The sequence below is a fragment of the Klebsiella sp. WP3-W18-ESBL-02 genome, from assembly GCF_014168815.1.
GTDB classification, from domain to species: domain Bacteria; phylum Pseudomonadota; class Gammaproteobacteria; order Enterobacterales; family Enterobacteriaceae; genus Kluyvera; species Kluyvera ascorbata_B.
Genome location: NZ_AP021972.1, coordinates 1099435 through 1118572, shown reverse-complemented (window position 1 = coordinate 1118572; position 19138 = coordinate 1099435). Strand labels below are relative to the sequence as shown.

At 52.9% G+C, this 19138-nt stretch carries 20 protein-coding genes and 2 pseudogenes; 7 read left to right on the top strand and 15 right to left on the bottom strand.

The window, feature by feature from the left end; translation table 11 throughout:
- Nucleotides 1-69: 69 nt before the first annotated feature.
- Entirely contained in the window at nt 70-1530 is a 1461-nt protein-coding gene (locus H7R56_RS05400; RefSeq protein ID WP_001547667.1) for a tyrosine-type recombinase/integrase, read from the bottom strand.
- 147 nt (nt 1531-1677) lie between these two features.
- Between H7R56_RS05400 and mutS the strand changes: the two genes are divergently transcribed.
- Nucleotides 1678-4245: a DNA mismatch repair protein MutS gene (gene mutS, locus H7R56_RS05395; protein ID WP_182928540.1), complete on the top strand. Its 2568-nt coding sequence runs from the start codon at nt 1678-1680 to the stop codon at nt 4243-4245.
- A gap of 119 nt (nt 4246-4364) precedes the next feature.
- Here mutS and H7R56_RS05390 read toward each other — a convergent pair whose 3' ends face one another.
- Nucleotides 4365-4517, bottom strand: a complete 153-nt coding sequence (locus tag H7R56_RS05390) for a Hok/Gef family protein (protein ID WP_106926090.1) — start codon at nt 4515-4517, stop codon at nt 4365-4367.
- A gap of 77 nt (nt 4518-4594) precedes the next feature.
- Between H7R56_RS05390 and H7R56_RS05385 the strand changes: the two genes are divergently transcribed.
- From H7R56_RS05385 to H7R56_RS28020, 3 genes and pseudogenes are all read left to right on the top strand, one after another.
- The gene (locus H7R56_RS05385) at nt 4595-5935 is read left to right on the top strand and encodes an ISNCY family transposase (RefSeq protein WP_000589001.1); all 1341 of its coding nucleotides are present in this window, start codon (nt 4595-4597) and stop codon (nt 5933-5935) included.
- 642 nt (nt 5936-6577) lie between these two features.
- Nucleotides 6578-7150, top strand: a complete 573-nt coding sequence (locus H7R56_RS05380) for a cytochrome b/b6 domain-containing protein (protein WP_001515348.1) — start codon at nt 6578-6580, stop codon at nt 7148-7150.
- 199 nt (nt 7151-7349) lie between these two features.
- A pseudogene (locus tag H7R56_RS28020) lies at nt 7350-8273 on the top strand (cation diffusion facilitator family transporter).
- A gap of 121 nt (nt 8274-8394) precedes the next feature.
- On the opposite strand, the pseudogene H7R56_RS27610 reads toward H7R56_RS28020, so the two are convergent.
- A pseudogene (locus tag H7R56_RS27610) lies at nt 8395-8511 on the bottom strand (hypothetical protein); the annotation flags it as partial.
- A gap of 24 nt (nt 8512-8535) precedes the next feature.
- Between H7R56_RS27610 and relB the strand changes: the two are divergent.
- Together relB and relE are read left to right on the top strand one after the other, a co-directional pair.
- Nucleotides 8536-8775 carry a type II toxin-antitoxin system antitoxin RelB gene (gene relB / locus H7R56_RS05370; RefSeq protein ID WP_000534858.1) on the top strand — a complete coding sequence of 80 codons (240 nt, stop codon included), beginning with the start codon at nt 8536-8538 and terminating at the stop codon, nt 8773-8775.
- A complete protein-coding gene (gene relE, locus H7R56_RS05365) occupies nt 8775-9062 on the top strand; it encodes a type II toxin-antitoxin system mRNA interferase RelE (RefSeq protein ID WP_000323025.1) in 288 nt (95 codons plus the stop codon). The genes relB and relE overlap by 1 nt, the downstream gene beginning before the upstream one ends.
- 378 nt (nt 9063-9440) lie before the next feature.
- Here the strand turns inward: relE and H7R56_RS05360 are convergent, their stop codons facing one another.
- The 3 genes from H7R56_RS05360 to H7R56_RS05350 are packed head-to-tail and all read right to left on the bottom strand — an operon-like array spanning nt 9441 to nt 11708.
- Nucleotides 9441-9677 (bottom strand): non-oxidative hydroxyarylic acid decarboxylases subunit D, encoded by a 237-nt coding sequence (locus tag H7R56_RS05360; protein WP_106926088.1) that lies wholly within the window; start codon nt 9675-9677, stop codon nt 9441-9443.
- Nucleotides 9678-9687: 10 nt separating this feature from the next.
- A complete protein-coding gene (locus H7R56_RS05355) occupies nt 9688-11115 on the bottom strand; it encodes a non-oxidative hydroxyarylic acid decarboxylases subunit C (RefSeq protein ID WP_106926086.1) in 1428 nt (475 codons plus the stop codon).
- The gene (locus H7R56_RS05350; protein WP_106926084.1) at nt 11115-11708 is read right to left on the bottom strand and encodes a non-oxidative hydroxyarylic acid decarboxylases subunit B; all 594 of its coding nucleotides are present in this window, start codon (nt 11706-11708) and stop codon (nt 11115-11117) included. Before H7R56_RS05350 ends, H7R56_RS05355 begins: the two co-directional genes overlap by 1 nt.
- 141 nt (nt 11709-11849) lie before the next feature.
- Between H7R56_RS05350 and H7R56_RS05345 the strand changes: the two genes are divergently transcribed.
- Nucleotides 11850-12254, top strand: coding sequence for a MarR family winged helix-turn-helix transcriptional regulator (locus H7R56_RS05345; RefSeq protein WP_106926082.1), 405 nt, complete (start codon nt 11850-11852; stop codon nt 12252-12254).
- A gap of 61 nt (nt 12255-12315) precedes the next feature.
- Here H7R56_RS05345 and rpoS read toward each other — a convergent pair whose 3' ends face one another.
- The 9 genes from rpoS to H7R56_RS05300 form a co-directional block, all read right to left on the bottom strand.
- Nucleotides 12316-13308 carry an RNA polymerase sigma factor RpoS gene (gene rpoS / locus H7R56_RS05340; protein WP_106926080.1) on the bottom strand — a complete coding sequence of 331 codons (993 nt, stop codon included), beginning with the start codon at nt 13306-13308 and terminating at the stop codon, nt 12316-12318.
- A gap of 117 nt (nt 13309-13425) precedes the next feature.
- A complete protein-coding gene (gene nlpD, locus H7R56_RS05335; RefSeq protein WP_106926078.1) occupies nt 13426-14571 on the bottom strand; it encodes a murein hydrolase activator NlpD in 1146 nt (381 codons plus the stop codon).
- A 122-nt stretch (nt 14572-14693) separates the two neighbouring features.
- Nucleotides 14694-15323, bottom strand: a complete 630-nt coding sequence (locus H7R56_RS05330; RefSeq protein ID WP_106926076.1) for a protein-L-isoaspartate(D-aspartate) O-methyltransferase — start codon at nt 15321-15323, stop codon at nt 14694-14696.
- Nucleotides 15317-16078, bottom strand: coding sequence for a 5'/3'-nucleotidase SurE (surE, locus tag H7R56_RS05325; protein ID WP_106926074.1), 762 nt, complete (start codon nt 16076-16078; stop codon nt 15317-15319). The genes H7R56_RS05330 and surE overlap by 7 nt, the downstream gene beginning before the upstream one ends.
- Nucleotides 16059-17108: a tRNA pseudouridine(13) synthase TruD gene (truD, locus tag H7R56_RS05320; RefSeq protein WP_106926072.1), complete on the bottom strand. Its 1050-nt coding sequence runs from the start codon at nt 17106-17108 to the stop codon at nt 16059-16061. The genes surE and truD overlap by 20 nt, the downstream gene beginning before the upstream one ends.
- Nucleotides 17105-17584 (bottom strand): 2-C-methyl-D-erythritol 2,4-cyclodiphosphate synthase, encoded by a 480-nt coding sequence (gene ispF, locus H7R56_RS05315; protein WP_106926070.1) that lies wholly within the window; start codon nt 17582-17584, stop codon nt 17105-17107. The genes truD and ispF overlap by 4 nt, the downstream gene beginning before the upstream one ends.
- Entirely contained in the window at nt 17584-18294 is a 711-nt protein-coding gene (ispD, locus tag H7R56_RS05310; protein ID WP_106926068.1) for a 2-C-methyl-D-erythritol 4-phosphate cytidylyltransferase, read from the bottom strand. Before ispD ends, ispF begins: the two co-directional genes overlap by 1 nt.
- Before the next feature lie 19 nt (nt 18295-18313).
- Entirely contained in the window at nt 18314-18631 is a 318-nt protein-coding gene (gene ftsB / locus H7R56_RS05305) for a cell division protein FtsB (protein WP_106926066.1), read from the bottom strand.
- A gap of 151 nt (nt 18632-18782) precedes the next feature.
- Nucleotides 18783-19109 (bottom strand): DUF3561 family protein, encoded by a 327-nt coding sequence (locus tag H7R56_RS05300; RefSeq protein ID WP_106926064.1) that lies wholly within the window; start codon nt 19107-19109, stop codon nt 18783-18785.
- Between the last annotated feature and the right edge of the window lie 29 nt (nt 19110-19138).

Sequence of the window (19138 nt, the reverse complement as noted above, 5' to 3'; positions counted from 1 at the left end):
ACAAACACTTTCATTAGTTTCAGCTTGTAATTATTTCGTGGTAATATATTTACAATGCAACAGTATTAACTAACAAGTTTCGTTTAAGGGGGGATACTTAGCCGAAGCAAGTAACACATTGTATAATTTAGGAGCAGTCATAAGCATATGCAACTCAATCCTTTGTAATGCTTCAAAAATCCGTTCTTGATCAGGTTCTGCATACCTTTCTGTTGGATCTGTTGTATTTCTGTGATTGAGCAGTCTCTTAACGACGGCATATGAAACAAGTTCTTCAGCAACCCTACCAAATGTCCTTCGTAGATCGTGCATACCAAGCTTCAGGATTCCCGCCTCTTGGCAGATATATTCCCTTAGACTTTTGCTATCGGAATAGTGACCAACTTTACTTCGAGAAGAACGGGCCGGGAAAACCCACTTCTGTTTGTCCTTCCGGGTTACCGTATCGTTTACTATGTCTCTTCTATCTTCCAAAATTCTTTTGACGGCATCACAAATCGGAAGCTCGTGATCGTTTCGATTCTTAGTGTCGTAAAAACGGATAGTTCTGTTACTCAGGTCAACATAGCTTGTCGTTTTTGCTTCTTCATTGGTGAGAGCTTCCCTCCAACATAAAGATGCTGTTTCTTCCTTACGAGCACCTAAGAGAACGGTGAGTAGCAGATAATCGCACCCAAGGCGGTTGAAGCTTCTCTTGTTATGCAATGCAGTCAAAAACCTACCTAAGGTGTCTTTTGGAGAAAGTGGGTTTCTTACACCTTTCGCACGATAGCTATCTTCCAGTTCAGAACGAGTCCTGAACTTCTTCTGCACTTTTAAAATGGAAAAAGGGTTATATGACAATGAAGGTTGTCGTTGTTGTGTCTGGGCATTGCTGGCTTCAATTTCGATTGCATGTCTGACAGCAACATTGGCCCAACGGAAGGTTTGTTCAGCAGCGGTTCTTGCTCTACTTGCGATTTCATCAAACTTACGAAGAATTTCATTACCGGTTAAATCCTTCACTCGAAGCCCTGACCATTCAGAAAGCCTGTTTTCTGCTTTGTTCAGGACATTAAGTGTGTTGGGTTTAGCTGGTTTAGACCTGCCAAGAAGGTGTTGACGATATTGAGCAAACACTTCACTGATAGTGAGCTCAGAAGCATCGGACTCCCGTTTTATCTTGTTAGGGTTCCTTTTGGTCAACTTCATGGTTTGAACTAAATTGCGAGCAACCTCGCGGGCTTGATCGATGTTAGCGAAATCAGAGACATTGCCAATTGTAGACCTGATAACCTCCGATGGAGATTTCCCCCCTGTCTTAGGGCGATTGCCAGGAGAAGACACTCGTCGCTGAACGATATAGGTCTTTTTCGTTGCACTGATTTTGACACCGAAACCGACTGGTGAATCACGATGGCTGTCAGTGATAAGATAAGGTTTTCTATCTATGTTGGGTAAGTACACTACTCGCCCATCTTGATCGAGACCTGGTTTGACGTCGATAGATAACTTATTGATTATAATCGACTGATTGAGTGTCATTTTCATCGATGTATACCAGCAGTTCAAGTGTGTATACCAGATAGTAGCTAGAATACTTCTGGTATACAAATTTAACGATTCACATGGGTTTTAAAGGGTTTCACATGGGGTCACCTGAGTACCCAAAAGACTTAAAAAACGAGTAAAATCAATATGAATGAGTCTATTGACAAGGATCTATCAGACCACACACCAATGATGCAGCAGTATCTGAAGCTAAAAGCACAGCACCCGGAAATTCTGCTGTTCTACCGCATGGGCGACTTCTATGAACTGTTCTACGATGACGCAAAGCGCGCATCGCAGCTGCTGGACATCTCGCTGACCAAGCGCGGCGCCTCCGCCGGGGAGTCGATTCCAATGGCGGGTATTCCGCATCACGCGGTAGAAAACTACCTCGCCAAGCTGGTGAATCAGGGGGAGTCGGTCGCGATTTGTGAACAAATTGGCGACCCGGCCACCAGCAAAGGGCCGGTTGAACGTAAAGTGGTGCGTATCGTAACCCCCGGCACCATCAGCGATGAAGCGCTGTTGCAGGAGCGTCAGGACAATCTGCTGGCGGCTATCTGGCAGGATAACAAAGGCTACGGCTACGCGACGCTGGACATCAGCTCCGGGCGTTTCCGCCTGAGCGAACCCACCGACCGCGAAACCATGGCGGCAGAGCTGCAGCGTACCAATCCCGCCGAGCTGCTGTATGCCGAAGACTTCGCCGAGATGTCGCTGATTGAAGGCCGTCGCGGCCTGCGCCGCCGCCCGCTGTGGGAATTTGAAATCGACACCGCGCGCCAGCAGCTGAATATGCAGTTTGGCACTCGCGATCTGGTTGGCTTTGGCGTCGAAGGCGCCCCCCGGGGTCTGTGCGCCGCTGGCTGTCTGTTGCAGTACGTAAAAGATACCCAGCGCACCTCGCTACCGCACATTCGATCCATCACCATGGACCGCCAGCAGGACAGCATTATTATGGACGCCGCCACCCGCCGGAATCTGGAAATTACCCAGAACCTGGCCGGGGGCGTAGAAAATACGCTGGCAGCCGTGCTGGACTGCACGGTAACCCCAATGGGCAGCCGCATGCTCAAACGCTGGCTGCATATGCCAGTACGCGACACAAAAATCCTTACCGAGCGTCAACAAACCATCGGCGCCCTGCAGGATGCCACCGCCGAGCTGCAGCCGGTGCTGCGCCAGGTAGGCGATCTGGAACGTATTCTCGCCCGTCTGGCGCTGCGTACCGCGCGCCCGCGCGACCTTGCCCGTATGCGCCATGCTTTTCAGCAGTTGCCAGAGCTGCGCGCTCAGTTGGCTAGCGTCGACAGCGCGCCGGTGCAGATGCTGCGTGAAAAAATGGGTGAATTTAGCGAACTGCGCGAGCTGCTGGAGCGGGCGATCGTTGATGCGCCGCCGGTGCTGGTCCGCGACGGCGGGGTTATTGCCCCCGGCTATCACGCCGAGCTGGACGAGTGGCGCGCGCTGGCCGATGGCGCGACCGACTACCTTGACCGTCTGGAAATTCGCGAGCGTGAACGTACCGGGCTGGACACGCTGAAGGTGGGCTATAACGCCGTCCACGGCTATTACATTCAGATCAGCCGCGGCCAAAGCCATCTGGCGCCCATCAACTACGTACGCCGCCAGACGCTGAAAAACGCCGAGCGCTATATTATCCCCGAGCTGAAAGAGTACGAGGACAAAGTGCTGACCTCAAAAGGCAAGGCGCTGGCGCTGGAAAAACAGCTGTATGACGAGCTGTTTGAGCTGCTGCTGCCGCATCTGGCCGATCTTCAGCAGAGTGCTAGCGCGTTAGCCGAGCTGGACGTGCTCATCAACCTCGCCGAGCGCGCATATACGCTGAACTACACCTGCCCTACCTTTACCGACAGGCCCGGCATTCGCATTACCGAAGGCCGCCATCCGGTAGTGGAACAGGTGCTTAACGAGCCGTTTATTGCCAACCCGCTAAACCTGTCGCCACAGCGCCGGATGTTAATCATCACCGGCCCCAATATGGGCGGTAAAAGTACCTATATGCGGCAAACGGCGCTGATTGCGCTGCTGGCCTATATCGGCAGCTACGTGCCGGCGCAAAGCGTCGAAATTGGCCCCATCGATCGTATTTTCACCCGCGTGGGCGCGGCGGACGATCTGGCATCCGGCCGCTCGACCTTTATGGTCGAGATGACTGAAACGGCCAACATTCTGCATAACGCCACCGAGCACAGCCTGGTCCTGATGGACGAAATTGGCCGCGGAACCTCAACCTATGACGGCCTGTCGCTGGCGTGGGCCTGCGCCGAGAGTCTGGCAAATAAAATCAAAGCGTTAACGCTGTTTGCCACCCATTACTTTGAGCTGACCCAACTGCCGGAAAAAATGGAAGGCGTAGCTAACGTGCACCTCGATGCGCTTGAGCACGGCGACACGATTGCCTTTATGCATAGCGTGCAGGACGGTGCGGCGAGTAAAAGCTACGGGCTGGCGGTCGCCCAGTTGGCTGGCGTGCCGAAAGACGTGATTAAGCGCGCGCGGCAGAAGCTGCGCGAGCTGGAAAGCCTCTCGCCAAATGCGGCTGCGACCCAGGTTGATGGTACGCAGATGTCGCTGCTGTCGGTACCAGAAGAGGTGTCGCCGGCGGTAGAAGCGCTGGAAGGTCTGGATCCGGATGCGTTAACCCCACGTCAGGCGCTGGAGTGGATTTATCGGTTGAAAGGCATGGTGTAAATCGTTCCCGATGCCGCAGCGCGCGGCCGGGCTACGCCTGTAGCCCGGCAGGTGGAAATAAATGGGTGCTGGAGGGTAAACCCGGGCAGTCAATACGCGGGGTTGCCCCCGCGTCGTCGCTACTTCTTCGGTTCGTAAGCGAGAATAGCTTTAAACTCCATACCACGCTCCCGGATACTCAACTCACACAGCGAATCGCGCACCATTAGCGTGAACCCTAGTGCTGTGGCACACAGCACGATGATTGCCACCAGGGCATACTTCGTCAGCATATCTGTTAACACCAAGCTGTAATGTCCCCTTTGAACCATTCTAAAATGTCCCCAGACAATTCTCTGGGGGATTTTTCATGATCAAAGAGACTGTTACGATGAGTCATAAGGAACTCGACCGACTTCACATTATTCAGGAGTCACTTAATCGCCATATTACTCAGGAACAAGCTGCGGCACGCATTGGCATTTCTATTCGGCAGGTTAAACGTCTGGTGCAACGGTATAGAAATGAAGGGCCTTCTGGTCTAGTTTCCCGCCGACGTGGAAAGCGTCCCAATAATTCCTTTTCTACCGAATTCAGAGCAACAGTAATTTCACTCCTCAAAGGCCGCTACGCTGATTTTGGACCTACGCTTGCGTGCGAAAAATTGCGCGAGATACACGGCTTGTGTTTATCCATTGAAACTCTCAGGAAGTGGATGGTAGAGGAGGGTATATGGCGCGAACGTCGTCGTAAGTTTGCCCGAATTTATCAGCGCCGGATGCGGCGCCCATCCTACGGTGAACTCATCCAGATTGATGGCTCGCCTCATGACTGGTTTGAAGGTCGGGGCCCCAAATGCACACTGATAGTCTTTATCGATGATGCTACCAGCGCTCTGATGGCGCTACGATTCGCTCCTGCAGAAACAACCCGGGCTTACATGGAAACCCTCCGGGGTTACCTTAATGATCATGGCGTACCACTGGCTCTCTATTCTGACAGACACAGTATATTCAGAGTAAATAACCCGGAGCGGGAAGGAGAGTTGACTCAGTTCACACGTGCGATAAAGACACTGGGCATCGAGCCAATCCATGCCAACAGCCCGCAGGCAAAAGGGCGGGTAGAGCGTGCCAATCAGACACTGCAGGACAGGCTGGTCAAAGAAATGCGGCTTCAGGGTATCAGTGATATTGAAACAGCAAACGCATGGTTGCCGACCTTTATTGAAGCCTATAACAACCGGTTTGCTACGCCGCCTCGTATTGCTGATAACGCCCATCTTGATGTACACCATTCTGAAGAGGAACTGGGTTATATCTTCAGCCTCCAGGCGAAGCGCGTTCTCTCCAAAAATCTCACTTTCCAGTACAAAAGCAGTGCGTTTCAGATTCGCAGTGAAGGCCGGGGATATCGACTTCGGCATTCGGTTGTCACGGTATGCGAAAGCTTTAACGGTGAAATTAAGGTTCTGTATGATGGGAAAGCGTTGGGATGGGAAAAATATGTTGATGGCCCGGAGCCTATACCACTGGATGATGAAAAAAGTGTCCATGAACGTGTGGATAATGCCCGTTTTGATTTACGCTCAAAATTCTACGTAAAACCTAAAGCTGACCATCCTTGGCTCACGCGCCGCACGCAAAGTAATCAGCAAGTGAAGCCCCCTAAATTACCCAGAAAGAAGGCTGATCCCGATAAAATGGACTGAAACCAGGCGTTATTCAGTTGAGTGCATATCCAGTCATAGGATAGATTCTTACGTAGCGTTTCTGGCGTGCATTTTCGGGTGGTTTGTTACTGTTTTTAACGGGGACACGTCAGAAACGCGCTCAGGCCGTCTGAGCGGTACGCGTAATGCGGCGTTATGGTAAATAGCCTATGCTAATGTCCGCTAAGAGCGAGAAGCGGACATTGCAGACTGCCCAGTAGAAAAAGTGCTATCAGAATTATCTAAAGGAAGATCGTATTTACCATGTCTCATTCTAACTGTTTAATAAATTACAAAAATTAAAATTTCCATTTAATATCATCGCGTTAAGCAAGAGAATTAAACCTCTCATTTAATTTATGATTCTTATTTAATTCATGAGTTGGTGTAAAAATAGGTTGCCGCACTATAGAAAGACACATATTTAAACCCAGCAGGAAATCATATTTGAAAGTAATGTGTTTAAGGGGCTGCGTAACAAGAACAGCAAGTAAACACATAGTAATAACAGTTACCATTCCCATTTCGCAAGTGGCCATATCAGAGGTGAACTAATGCCTGCTGCAATTTTAAGAATTAAGGTTATCCTAATAATTCTTTTGTATGATTAAGATCATCGATAAATTTACTAAGGACTCATTAATGAAATTGCGACTCTGGAATCTATTACCCCATGATTACGCTCCTTTTTTTCGTATTCTTCACATCATTGTGGCATTTCTAATATTATCACAAATTATTAACTCTAATCTGACAGAGACCGAAGCAATTGGTGAACATAGTCTTGAAGGAGTTATAACCTGGATGCACATTATTTCAGGGTTAGGACTGATTATTTGTGGTTTTATTATGTTAAGTTGGATGCTTACTCAAAGAGGTTTTACTTATTATTTTTCATGGGTAGGGCTTGACTTTAGTGGTATTAAGCAAGATATAAAAACGTTGACTAGTTTCCGACTGCCCGATGCACATTCGGGAGGTATTGCCAGTACAATCCAAGGATTTGGAGTTCTAGCATTGCTAATTGTAGCACTTTCAGGTGGCCTATGGTTCTTGTTGAATACCATGCAGTCAAATCTGGCTGAAACAGTAATCCACTGGCATAAGTTCTTTACTACTTTCATTGAGGTCTATTTTTATGCACATGGTGCAATGGGAGTTTTGCATATTTTAATTGAAAAATATAAAAGCCGCTCAGTTAACCTAAGTGACTAATCTGTTGTGAGATAATATTACTTCAAGTTGAAGAAAACCCTAAAAATAAAATTTAGTTTACTAGAAGATGAAACAGCACTTGCAGAGACTTTTTAATTAAATTTAATAAAAACGAAAAAATATTCATGGCGAAATGATTGTTTAATTATCTATCATGGATAGAAATGTGAGTTAGTCGTCCTATTTTAGGAAGTTAATAATGACTAAAACAAAAGGGTTACCTCGTCCGCTGACGCACTACGCTTGGCTTTCCATTGCCACGGCTATTGCCACTATCGGACTCAAAGGTGTGGCGTGGAAAATGACCGGTTCGGTCGGTCTGCTATCTGATGCCATCGAATCCGTAGTTAACCTCGCAGGAGCCCTAATGGCGCTCTGGATGCTGACCTTGGCTGCGCTTCCGGCCGATGAGAACCATGCATATGGGCACGGCAAAGCCGAATATTTCTCGAGTGCTTTCGAAGGATTTCTGATCCTATTGGCGGCAGCCAGTATCGCCTATACCGCAGTTGAGCGGATGTTAACTCCACAGCCGCTTGAGGAGATTGGTCTCGGATTACTGGTTTCAACAGTCGCATCAATCCTTAATTTTGTGACGGCTCGCATTTTGTTAAGGGCTGGCAGGCAGCACAACTCTATCACTCTTGAGGCAGATGCTCATCACCTGCTGACCGATGTCTGGACGTCGGTCGGTGTCATTTTTGGTGTCGGACTGGTTTATCTGACCGGCTGGTTTTGGGTCGATCCGATCGTTGCATTGCTGGTCGCAGCCAACATCGTTTAGACTGGTTATCAGCTTATGAGTCGTTCAGCTGCAGGTCTGATGGACGTATCGCTACCCACGGAAGAACTCAAAAAAATCGAGTCACTGCTGGCAGGATATCGTGAACAGGGGCTTGATTTCCATGCACTACGTACACGCCAGGCTGGCGGGCGGGCGTTTATGACAATGCACATCCTAGTTCCTGGGCGATGGACTGTTCAATATGGGCACGACTGGGCCGAGCGTATAGAGAATGATATCCGCACCGCACTGCCTTTTATCCATATCACCACTCATGTGGAACCGTTGGAAGATCCCGCGTCAATGAACGACCAAACGCTCGACATTTCTGATCACTAAACTAACCACATGTCGCTGGTCGGGCAGGGTAACAAACCTCGCTCTACAAAAATTTCAGGTATTCTCTATAATTCTGAGGGTACTTGATGTGACCTGCGCCCAATTGTTGGGCACGCAATATTTTTAAAAAGTCCGCTTCTGGCACAAAGCGGACAGTGATCACCGTTCTTACGACTACTTTCTGACTTACTTCGTGACTTGCCCTAAGCATGTTGTAGTGCGATACTTGTAATGACATTTGTAATTACAAGGGGTGTAAGACATGGGTAGCATTAACCTACGTATTGACGATGAACTTAAAGCGCGTTCTTACGCCGCGCTTGAAAAAATGGGCGTAACTCCTTCTGAAGCGCTTCGTCTCATGCTCGAGTATATCGCTGACAATGAACGCTTGCCGTTCAAACAGACACTCCTGAGTGATGAAGATGCTGAACTTGTGGAGATAGTGAAAGAACGACTTCGTAATCCTAAGCCAGTACGTGTGACGCTGGATGAACTCTGATGGCGTATTTTCTGGATTTTGACGAGCGGGCACTAAAGGAATGGCGAAAGCTGGGCTCGACGGTACGTGAACAGTTGAAAAAGAAGCTGGTTGAAGTACTTGAGTCACCCCGGATTGAAGCAAACAAGCTCCGTGGTATGCCTGATTGTTACAAGATTAAGCTCCGGTCTTCAGGCTATCGCCTTGTATACCAGGTTATAGACGAGAAAGTTGTCGTTTTCGTGATTTCTGTTGGGAAAAGAGAACGCTCGGAAGTATATAGCGAGGCGGTCAAACGCATTCTCTGAACCAAAGCATGACATCTCTGTTTCGCACCGATGGTGACACTTCTGCTTTGCGTTGACAACTTCGTCAGCATATCTTGCCTCCCTGCAAAGAAGAGGCTAACATCTGAACTGTTCGGGTTCAGTCGCTAGCCTCAGGTTGATAGAAATATCGTCTGGGGCTTTCGTCTTTCTGGAACCCTGAAAATGCTCAAAGCCCACAAAGCCTCAAGCACCCGCCGCTATTCTATGTCCGCTTGCCGCATCGCGAATAAATTCAGTCCGTTGCTACGAGGCTGCTCGCAAAATAAAAAAGCCCGGAGAGTCCGAGCTTTAGAGAGAGCGGGATGGCCTGATGGCGCTTCACTTATCAGGCCTACCGACAGTTTGCCGACCCGTTTATCAGCGCTTATCTTCCGCCAGCAGCGGCGGAATGCTCGGCACCATCGGCGCGTCGTCGATATCCTTCTGCGTCATGCGGAACGCTTCCGGGTAATGTTCGCGATGGGTGCGGCGTAGCGGCTCGGTATCTCGCCAGGTGTACAGACAGTGCTGGCACTGGTATACGGTCCAGACATCTTTGACCGGCGATTTTGCCATGATTTCAATATGTTCATCGGCGCAACGTGGGCAAATCATCATTTTCTCCTTACTTGCGGTTAGCCAACATAGCTGTCAGTTTTTCAGCCCATGCTTTCGTTTCAGGCAGATCCTGTACGGGCTGGCTGTAGTGACCGCGGTTGTCCGGCGCAACCGGGGTCGTCGCGTCGATAATCAGTTTGTCGGTAATTCCCGCCGGGCTTGATCCCGGATCGAGTTCCAGTACCGACATGTTCGGCAGTTGCACCAGATCGCCCGCCGGATTGACCTTCGAGGAGAGCGCCCACATCACCTGCGGCAGGTTGAACGGGTCAACGTCTTCGTCAACCATAATCACCATCTTCACGTACCCCAGGCCGTGCGGCGTCGTCATTGCACGCAGCCCGACCGCGCGGGCGAAGCCGCCGTAGCGTTTTTTAGTGGAGATAATCGCCAGCAGGCCGTGGGTGTACATCGCATTCACCGCCTGCACTTCCGGGAATTCAGCCTTCAGCTGCTGGTACAGCGGCACGCAGGTCGCCGGCCCCATCAGGTAATCGATTTCGGTCCACGGCATGCCGAGGTAGAGCGATTCAAAAATCGGTTTTGTACGATAGGAAACTTTGTCGATGCGCACCACGGTCATGTTGCGACCGCCGGAGTAGTGACCGGTGAATTCACCGAACGGACCTTCAATTTCACGCTTACGGCCTTCTATTACCCCTTCGATAATCACTTCCGAGCCCCACGGTACGTCGAAACCGGTCAGCGGCGCGGTGGCAATGGGGTACGGGCTTTCACGCAGCGCGCCGGCCATTTCATATTCGGACTGATCGTACTTCAGCGGCGTGGCGCCCATCAGGGTGATGATCGGGTCGTTGCCCAGGGTAATGGCGATCGGTAAATCCTCACCGCGCTCTTCCGCTTTATGCAGGTGCAGCGCAATGTCGTGCATCGGCACCGGCTGCAGGCCAAGCTTGCGCTTGCCCTTCACTTCCATACGGTAAATACCGACGTTCTGCTTGCCGAAGTTATCCGGGTCCAGCGGGTCACGCGAGACAACGCACGCTTTGTCGAGGTAGAAGCCCCCGTCGCCGTCATTCAGGCGGAACAGCGGTAGGATGTCGAACAGGTTAATGTCGTCACCGTCGACGGTGTTTTCCGCCCATGCCGGGTTAGCACGGCGTTCCGGGGCAATCGGGAAGTTGTCCCAGCGGCGAATAAATTCATCAATCTGCTTTTTAACCGGCGTGTTGATTGGCAATCCCATCGAGATGGCATGGTTCTGCCATGAGCCAATCGTGTTCATCACCACACGCGCATCGGTAAAGCCGCGAATATTGTCAAACCACAGCGCAGGTGCGCCGTCGCCAATGCGCCCGGTCGCATTGGCCGCCGCCGCCAGATCCGGCTCGGCGTTAACCTCTTCGCTTATTTTGAGCAGCTGACCCTGGTCCTCCAGCGCCTGCAAGAACCCGCGTAAATCATCAAAAGCCATTATGCATTCTCCTGTGAAAGTGGTGTCGCCGTCGACAGCCCCTGCCAGCGGCGCGCCTTATCATGTTTGAGGCCGAACTGATCGAGCACGCGGGTCACCACGTGCTGCACGATGTCGTCCACCGTTTCCGGATGGTTATAAAACGCCGGCATAGGTGGCACCATGGCAACGCCCATGCGCGAGAGCGCCAGCATGTTTTCCAGATGAATGGTGCTAAGCGGCATTTCGCGCGGCACCAGCACCAGCTTGCGCCCTTCTTTCAATACGACGTCGGCCGCACGGCCAACGAGACCATCGGCATATCCCGCGCGAATACCGGCAAGCGTTTTCATACTGCAGGGGATCACAATCATGCCGTCGGTCTGGAATGAGCCGGAAGAGATGGTCGCAGCCTGATCGGCCGGGCTATGGCTGAAGTCGGCCATTGCCGCCACTTCGCGCACAGTCCACGGGGTTTCCAGTTCGATGGTGGTTTTGGCCCATTTCGACATCACCAGATGCGTTTCCACCTCCGGCATGTCGCGCAGCGCCTGCAGAAGCGCAACGCCCAACGGTGCGCCGGTTGCGCCGGTCATGCCAATAATCAGTCTCATCGTTCACCTCAAATTCGTTCGTGTACGAACAATGTACTTAACCTACTCCTGTCGACGGTATCTGGCAAGGTCGTTCGCATTTTTTGTTCAATGACTCGTGAGCGGCTATCATAGTCGCAGGGTTATCGTCGGAGAGCGTTCGTGGAAATTAAAAATGAAGCCTTTCACCTGCTTCGCCATCTTTTTCAGCAACATACATCACGCTGGCAGCAAGAGCTGCCCGAGCTGACGAAACCGCAATACGCGGTGATGCGCTCCATTGCCGAATGCCCCGGTATTGAGCAGGTGGCGTTGACCAGCGTGGCTGTCAGCACGAAAGCCACGCTGGCTGAGATGTTGAGCAGGATGGAAACGCGCGGATGGGTCAAACGCGAGCACGATCCCGACGATAAGCGCCGTCGGTTCGTCTTTTTAACGCCGGAAGGTGAAGCGCTGCTGGCGGCCAGTCAGCCGGTGGGGAATCGTGTCGATAATGAATTTTTACAGCGCTTAACCGCCGAAGAGCAGCAGCAGTTTACGCAGTTGATTCGTAAAATGATGGACTAGCGCGGAAAAATGGCAAAGAAAAAGGCCAGTCTCTCGACTGACCTCTTTGAATAAAACAGGCTTATTCGCGGAACAGCGCTTCGATATTCAGCCCCTGCGTCTGCAGGATTTCACGCAGACGGCGCAGACCTTCAACCTGAATCTGACGCACGCGTTCGCGGGTCAGGCCAATCTCGCGGCCGACATCTTCCAGCGTCGCTGCTTCATACCCCAACAGACCAAAACGACGCGCCAGCACTTCTCGTTGTTTGGCGTTCAGTTCGAACAGCCATTTCACGATGCTTTGCTTCATGTCATCGTCCTGCGTGGTGTCTTCCGGACCGTTTTCATTTTCATCGGCCAGGATATCCAGCAGCGCTTTCTCAGAATCGCCCCCCAGAGGGGTATCAACTGAGGTGATGCGTTCATTGAGACGCAGCATACGGCTAACGTCATCAACCGGCTTATCCAGCTGTTCAGCTATCTCTTCTGCGCTCGGTTCATGGTCCAATTTATGGGACAGCTCGCGCGCAGTACGCAGATAGACGTTCAGCTCTTTAACGATATGGATAGGCAGACGGATGGTACGGGTTTGGTTCATGATAGCCCGTTCAATCGTCTGACGAATCCACCAGGTGGCATAGGTTGAGAAACGGAACCCACGCTCCGGGTCAAACTTCTCTACGGCACGAATCAGCCCCAGGTTGCCCTCTTCGATCAGATCCAGCAGCGCCAGACCACGATTGCCATAACGGCGGGCAATTTTCACCACCAGACGGAGGTTGCTTTCAATCATCCGACGGCGTGAGGCCACATCGCCACGCAGAGCACGGCGTGCAAAATAGACTTCTTCTTCAGCGGTCAATAACGGAGAATAGCCGATCTCGCCTAAGTACAGCTGGGTCGCATCGAGTACACGTTGAGTAGCACCCTGCGATAAGAGCTCTTCTTCTGCGAGTTCGTTGTCACTGGGTTCCTCTTCATTTAAGGCCTTCTCATCGAACGCCTCTACTCCATTCTCATCAAATTCCGCGTCTTCATTTAAATCATGAACTTTCAGCGTATTCTGACTCATTTTAAGGTGGCTCCTACCCGTGATCCCCAGGCAATGCACCTTATCATGTCACTCTTCAGGCGACCTCTGCGGCTGCCGATGCCGCCTGAAAGCGTTCATGTGAAGGACTTTGCCGACTTATCGCTGCGGTAAGTACTGCAGCGGGTTGACGGATTTCCCCTTGTAACGAATTTCAAAATGCAAACGTGTTGAACTGGTTCCGGTGCTACCCATGGTAGCGATTTTCTGCCCCGCCTTGACGTCCTGTTGTTCCCGGACCAGCATTGTATCGTTATGAGCGTAGGCACTCAGGTAATCATCGTTGTGTTTGATGATAATAAGATTACCGTAACCGCGCAGTGCGTTACCGGCATAGACGACGCGCCCATCGGCGGTTGCGACGATTGCCTGTCCTTTACTGCCCGCAATATCGATGCCTTTATTGCCACCGTCGGTGCCGCTAAAGTTTTCGATGATCTTGCCGTCAGTCGGCCAGCGCCATGAAGAAATTGGCGAACTGGTTGAAGTACTGCTGGCAGTCGGTACGGTCGTGCTCGCAGTCGGTGCCGTTACAGGCGCTGTGACAGTCGTCGCAGGCTTGTTGTTAGGCAACATTTTGTTAGCACTTTGTTCACCTGAATCCTCAGAATACGTAATTGTCGGAGTCGACGCAACAACCGCGGTTGATTTTTGTGCAGGTTTTGAGACTAATCCGGTATTTCCACCGCTGGCCTGCGCGCTGGCCACAGCGACCGGGTTATTGCCGGTAATCGGTTGGCCGGAAGCGTTGCCGACCTGCAGTACCTGACCCACGTTCAACGCGTACGGGGCCGCCACGTTATTACGCTGCGCCAGGTCACGGAAGTCGTTGCCGGTCACCCAGGCAATGTAGAACAGCGTGTCGCCGTGTTTGACCGTATAGGTGCTGCCACCGGTGTAGCTGCCTTTTGGAATATCGCCGTATTTACGGTTGTAGACGATATGGCCGTTCTGCATCTGCACCGGCTGCTCGGCAACGGGCTGAGACACGCGAGGCTGGGTTTGAACGGGCTGGGTCTGCACCGGCTGTACCGGCTGAATCTGAGGCGTTGACTGCGCCGTGCTGCCCATTTTTGGCGGCGGCGTAATCAGCATGCCGGAGTTGGTGCTGCTGGTGCCTCCGCTGTTCACGGAGCTCACTGGCGCTGGCGCATTATTTGAAGAAGAACAGCCGGCCAGCCAAAGTGAAACCAGTGATAATGCCACAACACGATTGACGGTAAATTTAGGGCTTCCCGCGCTCATTTATCCCCCAGGAATAGGTTAACTGCCAGTGACTTAATACCGTGCAACGCAGGTGATGAACACTGGAAAATATGCTCACCATACGCTGAATTGGGCTGAAAACCCTCAGAAAAATCCGGGTCTCAGGCCAGTTCCCCCTTAACAAGAGGAACGAAGCGAACGGCCTCAACGGTATCAATAATAAATTCGTCTCCCCGCCGATGAACGCGCTTAAGATACTGCTGATCATCGCCCACGGGTAAAACGAGAATTCCGCCTTCATCCAGCTGCGACATCAGCGCAACCGGGATCTCCAGCGGAGCTGCCGTCACGATGATGGCGTCAAACGGGGCGCGTGCCTGCCACCCCTGCCAGCCATCACCGTGGCGGGTAGATACATTATGCAAATCAAGCTGCTTCAGGCGACGCCTGGCGTGCCATTGCAGACTTTTGATGCGCTCAACCGAGCAGACGTGATGCACCAGATGCGCCAGAATCGCCGTCTGATAGCCTGAACCGGTGCCGATTTCCAGCACCCGGGACTCCGGCGTCAGCTCCAGCAGCTCGGTCATCCGCGCCACCATATACGGCTGCGAAATCGTCTGCCCCTGACCTATCGGTAGCGCAACGTTCTCCCACGCATTGTGTTCGAACGCTTCATCAATAAATTTATCGCGCGGCACCTGCGCCATTGCCTCAAGCACGCGCTCATCGCGTATGCCCAGCTGACGAAGCTGATTAAGCAGGCTCTGGATACGTTTACTGACTACCATTGTGTATCGACCCTCGCCTGCTCAAGCCAGCCGGTGACCACGTCGTGGGCGCTGTGTGCCGTGAGATCGACATGCAGCGGCGTAACCGACACGTAGCTGGCATCAACGGCAGCAAAATCGGTATCCGGGCCGGCATCGCATTTGTCGCCCGGCGGGCCAATCCAGTAGAGCGTATTACCGCGCGGATCCTGCTGCGGGATGACTTTATCCGCCGGATGGCGGCTGCCACAGCGGGTAACGCGAATCCCTTTGATTTGATCGAGCGGCAGATCCGGAACGTTCACGTTCAGGATACGCCCGGTACGCAGCGGTTCGCGAGAAAGCGCCCGCAGCAGCGAGCAGGTCACGGCGGCAGCAGTATCGTAGTGCTGATGACCGTTCAACGACACCGCCAGCGCGGGAAAGCCTAAATGGCGGCCTTCCATCGCGGCCGCCACCGTGCCGGAGTAAATGACGTCATCGCCCAGATTGGGCCCGGCATTGATGCCGGAGACCACGATATCAGGGCGCGGGCGCATCAGCGCATTGACGCCCAGATAGACGCAGTCCGTCGGTGTGCCCATTTGTACGGCGATGTCGCCATTATCGAAAGTGAAGGTACGAAGCGAGGATTCCAGCGTCAGTGAGTTCGATGCGCCGCTGCGGTTACGATCGGGTGCAACTACCTGAACCTCGGCAAACTCCCGCAAGGCTCTGGCCAGCGTCTGAATACCTGGCGCATGGATCCCGTCATCGTTACTCAGCAATATTCGCATAATCACCTGTTGTATTGATAAGTTCCCTTACCACGCTGGTTGCAAAGCTGCCCGCCGGAAGCCAGAAACGCAGTTCGACGGTAACGTCGTCCCACCAGTTCCAGCTTAGCTGCTGTGGATACAGCAGCATCGCGCGACGCGCGGCCTCGACTTTTTCGCGCAGCAGCAGCGACTGCAACGCCGTCTCGTCGGCCAGCACGGTCTGTTCAAATTCCAGGGCGCTACGCTGTGGCCCCCAGTCGCCGCTCCCGGGCAGCGCTGCGGTAATCATCAATTCACGCGCGTCGACGCGAGCCTGCAATTCGGCCCGCTCTTCTTCGCTGGCAACAAACCAGCTGCCGCGTCCCGCTAATTGTAGCGCATCGCCGTCAACAACTTGATTAAAGTCCGGTTTTTTTAGGCGCTCGCTCACTAGCTGATTAAACAACGCGCTGCGGGCCGCCGACAACCAAAAACTGCGTTTATTCCGATCGCGTACCGGCGCGCCGCTTTCTGCCCAGCGCAGTGCGCCCTGCAGGTTGCTGCCGCCGATGCCAAAACGCTGGGCCCCGAAGTAATTTGGCACGCCGCGCTCGGCGATGGCCTGCAGGCGCGCCTCAACGTCGTCACGCCCGCGAACCTCGCGTAGCACCAGCGTAAACTGGTTGCCCTTCAGCGCCCCTAAACGCAGCTTACGCTTATGGCGGGCATATTCCAGCACCTGACAACCTTCAAGCTGAAACTGGCTTAAATCCGGCATGGTATTGCCCGGCACGCGTGCGCATAGCCACTGTTCGGTCACCGCATGCTTATCTTTCTGCCCGGCAAAGCTCACTTCGCGGGCGTGGATTTTCAAAAACTTCGCCAGCGCGTCGGCCACAAATCGGGTGTTGCAGCCATTTTTCAGGATGCGCACCAGAATATGTTCGCCTTCGCCGTCAGGCTCAAAGCCTAAATCTTCGACCACCAGAAAATCTTCCGGATTGGCCTTTAACTGCCCCGTCCCCTGCGGTTTACCGTGCAGCCAGGTGAGTTCATCAAACTGAATCATGACGTTGCCTTATGCAGCAGTGCGACCGCCTCACAGGCGATACCCTCGCCGCGCCCGGTAAAGCCGAGCTTCTCGGTGGTGGTCGCTTTGACGTTAACATCGTCCATATGACAGCCGAGGTCTTCGGCAATAAAAACGCGCATCTGCGGAATGTGCGGCAGCATTTTCGGCGCCTGGGCGATAATCGTGACGTCGACGTTTCCCAGCGTGTAGCCTTTGGCCTGAACCCGTTTCCACGCTTCGCGCAGCAGCGCGCGGCTGTCGGCGCCTTTAAACGCCGGATCGGTGTCCGGGAACAGCTTGCCAATATCACCCAGCGCCGCAGCGCCGAGCAGCGCGTCGGTCAGCGCGTGCAGCGCAACGTCGCCATCAGAGTGCGCCAGCAGCCCTTTTTCGTAAGGGATACGCACGCCGCCAATGATAATCGGGCCAACGCCCCCAAAGGCGTGTACGTCAAAACCGTGTCCAATTCGCATTATGCATTCTCCGGGTTACCCGAGCGGGTGAGGTAAAATTCAGCGAGCGCCAGGTCTTCCGGGCGAGTCACTTTAATATTATCAGCGCGTCCGGCGATCAACTCGGGGTGAAAGCCACAATATTCTAATGCCGATGCTTCATCAGTGATCGACGCACCGTCGTTCAGCGCGCGGGTCAGGCACGCTAACAGCAGCTCGCGCGGGAAAAATTGCGGCGTCAATGCGTGCCACAGATCGTTACGATCGACGGTATGCGCAATGGCCACTTTCCCCGGTTCGGCGCGCTTCATGGTATCGCGCACCGGTGCGGCCAGAATTCCGCCCACGCGGCTACGTTCGCTGAGCGCGAGCAGACGAGCAAGGTCGTCCTGATGCAGACACGGGCGTGCGGCATCATGCACCAGCACCCATTCGGCATCATCAATCGCACGCAGGCCCGCCAGCACGGAATCGGCACGTTCGGCACCGCCTTCTACGACGGTAATCTGAGGATGTTGCGCAAGAGGAAGCTGCGCGAAGCGTTCGTCTCCGGCAGAGACGGCGATAATCACCCGCTGGACGCGGGCGTTAGCCAGCAGCGCATCCACCGAGTGTTCAAGAATCGTTTTGTTACCGATTGAGAGATATTGCTTTGGGCAGTCCGTTTGCATGCGGCGGCCAAATCCGGCTGCCGGCACCACGGCGCATACGCCCGGAAAAGTCACGGCCATGTCGTCATCCTGGGACTGGTTATCGATTAGTTTGCGTTTGCCCCGCGCTCTGCGTGCGCTTAGACGCATCCGGAACCAGACGATAAAACGTTTCGCCCGGACGGGTCATGCTGAGTTCGTTACGCGCGCGTTCCTCGATCGCTTCCTGACCGCCGTTGAGATCGTCAATTTCAGCGAAAAGCTGATCGTTACGCGCTTTTAATTTTGCGTTCGTTGATTGTTGTACGGATACATCATCACGGACCCTGCTAAAGTCATGCAGGCCGTTTTTTCCAAACCACAACGAATATTGTAGCCAGACCAGCAAAGCCAGTAATAGCAGCGTTAATTTACCCATCCTGCCCCCTGAAAAACGGCACTATCATCCCATAACTCGCCGTCATACTCCACTCCGGCCGCGGGCAATACCGTATATCGCCGGAAATGTACCACATTTCACCCGCACAGGGGACCGGCTAACGCGCTGGACCAGGCCGACTGCGCAAGGATTAACTCATAATCCACATAAATAACAAGCTGCACAGCACGGCAACGGTCAGCAGCGTGGCAACAATAGTGTAGGCAAGTTTGCCTTTCATCAGCGAATGAAAAGCCACGCCAACGACAACCGATACCGGCATCAGGGCAAGGAAAAAAGGCCAGGTGTAGAGGAAGAAGAACAGCGTGTTATTGCCGTAGTGCAGGTAGGGAATTCCCAGCGCCATCAACCACGCCGCAAAGCCAACAAAGGCCCCTGACAAAGACCAGGTGGTTTCGTCATAAGCAGGGGCGAGTGACTCGGGCGGGGCCACGTTGATGTTCTGAGTATTACGCATAAATAATCCTGTTAGGTCGGAGCAGGCAC

What these genes read in the sequence shown, in the direction of transcription:
- H7R56_RS05400 (WP_001547667.1), bottom strand. Translation starts at nt 1,530, where the DNA reads ATGAAAATGACACTCAATCAGTCGATTATAATCAATAAGTTATCTATC.
- mutS (WP_182928540.1), top strand. Translation starts at nt 1,678, where the DNA reads ATGAATGAGTCTATTGACAAGGATCTATCAGACCACACACCAATGATG.
- H7R56_RS05390 (WP_106926090.1), bottom strand. Translation starts at nt 4,517, where the DNA reads ATGCTGACGAAGTATGCCCTGGTGGCAATCATCGTGCTGTGTGCCACA.
- H7R56_RS05385 (WP_000589001.1), top strand. Translation starts at nt 4,595, where the DNA reads ATGATCAAAGAGACTGTTACGATGAGTCATAAGGAACTCGACCGACTT.
- H7R56_RS05380 (WP_001515348.1), top strand. Translation starts at nt 6,578, where the DNA reads ATGAAATTGCGACTCTGGAATCTATTACCCCATGATTACGCTCCTTTT.
- relB (WP_000534858.1), top strand. Translation starts at nt 8,536, where the DNA reads ATGGGTAGCATTAACCTACGTATTGACGATGAACTTAAAGCGCGTTCT.
- relE (WP_000323025.1), top strand. Translation starts at nt 8,775, where the DNA reads ATGGCGTATTTTCTGGATTTTGACGAGCGGGCACTAAAGGAATGGCGA.
- H7R56_RS05360 (WP_106926088.1), bottom strand. Translation starts at nt 9,677, where the DNA reads ATGATTTGCCCACGTTGCGCCGATGAACATATTGAAATCATGGCAAAA.
- H7R56_RS05355 (WP_106926086.1), bottom strand. Translation starts at nt 11,115, where the DNA reads ATGGCTTTTGATGATTTACGCGGGTTCTTGCAGGCGCTGGAGGACCAG.
- H7R56_RS05350 (WP_106926084.1), bottom strand. Translation starts at nt 11,708, where the DNA reads ATGAGACTGATTATTGGCATGACCGGCGCAACCGGCGCACCGTTGGGC.
- rpoS (WP_106926080.1), bottom strand. Translation starts at nt 13,308, where the DNA reads ATGAGTCAGAATACGCTGAAAGTTCATGATTTAAATGAAGACGCGGAA.
- nlpD (WP_106926078.1), bottom strand. Translation starts at nt 14,571, where the DNA reads ATGAGCGCGGGAAGCCCTAAATTTACCGTCAATCGTGTTGTGGCATTA.
- H7R56_RS05330 (WP_106926076.1), bottom strand. Translation starts at nt 15,323, where the DNA reads ATGGTAGTCAGTAAACGTATCCAGAGCCTGCTTAATCAGCTTCGTCAG.
- surE (WP_106926074.1), bottom strand. Translation starts at nt 16,078, where the DNA reads ATGCGAATATTGCTGAGTAACGATGACGGGATCCATGCGCCAGGTATT.
- truD (WP_106926072.1), bottom strand. Translation starts at nt 17,108, where the DNA reads ATGATTCAGTTTGATGAACTCACCTGGCTGCACGGTAAACCGCAGGGG.
- ispF (WP_106926070.1), bottom strand. Translation starts at nt 17,584, where the DNA reads ATGCGAATTGGACACGGTTTTGACGTACACGCCTTTGGGGGCGTTGGC.
- ispD (WP_106926068.1), bottom strand. Translation starts at nt 18,294, where the DNA reads ATGGCCGTGACTTTTCCGGGCGTATGCGCCGTGGTGCCGGCAGCCGGA.
- ftsB (WP_106926066.1), bottom strand. Translation starts at nt 18,631, where the DNA reads ATGGGTAAATTAACGCTGCTATTACTGGCTTTGCTGGTCTGGCTACAA.
- H7R56_RS05300 (WP_106926064.1), bottom strand. Translation starts at nt 19,109, where the DNA reads ATGCGTAATACTCAGAACATCAACGTGGCCCCGCCCGAGTCACTCGCC.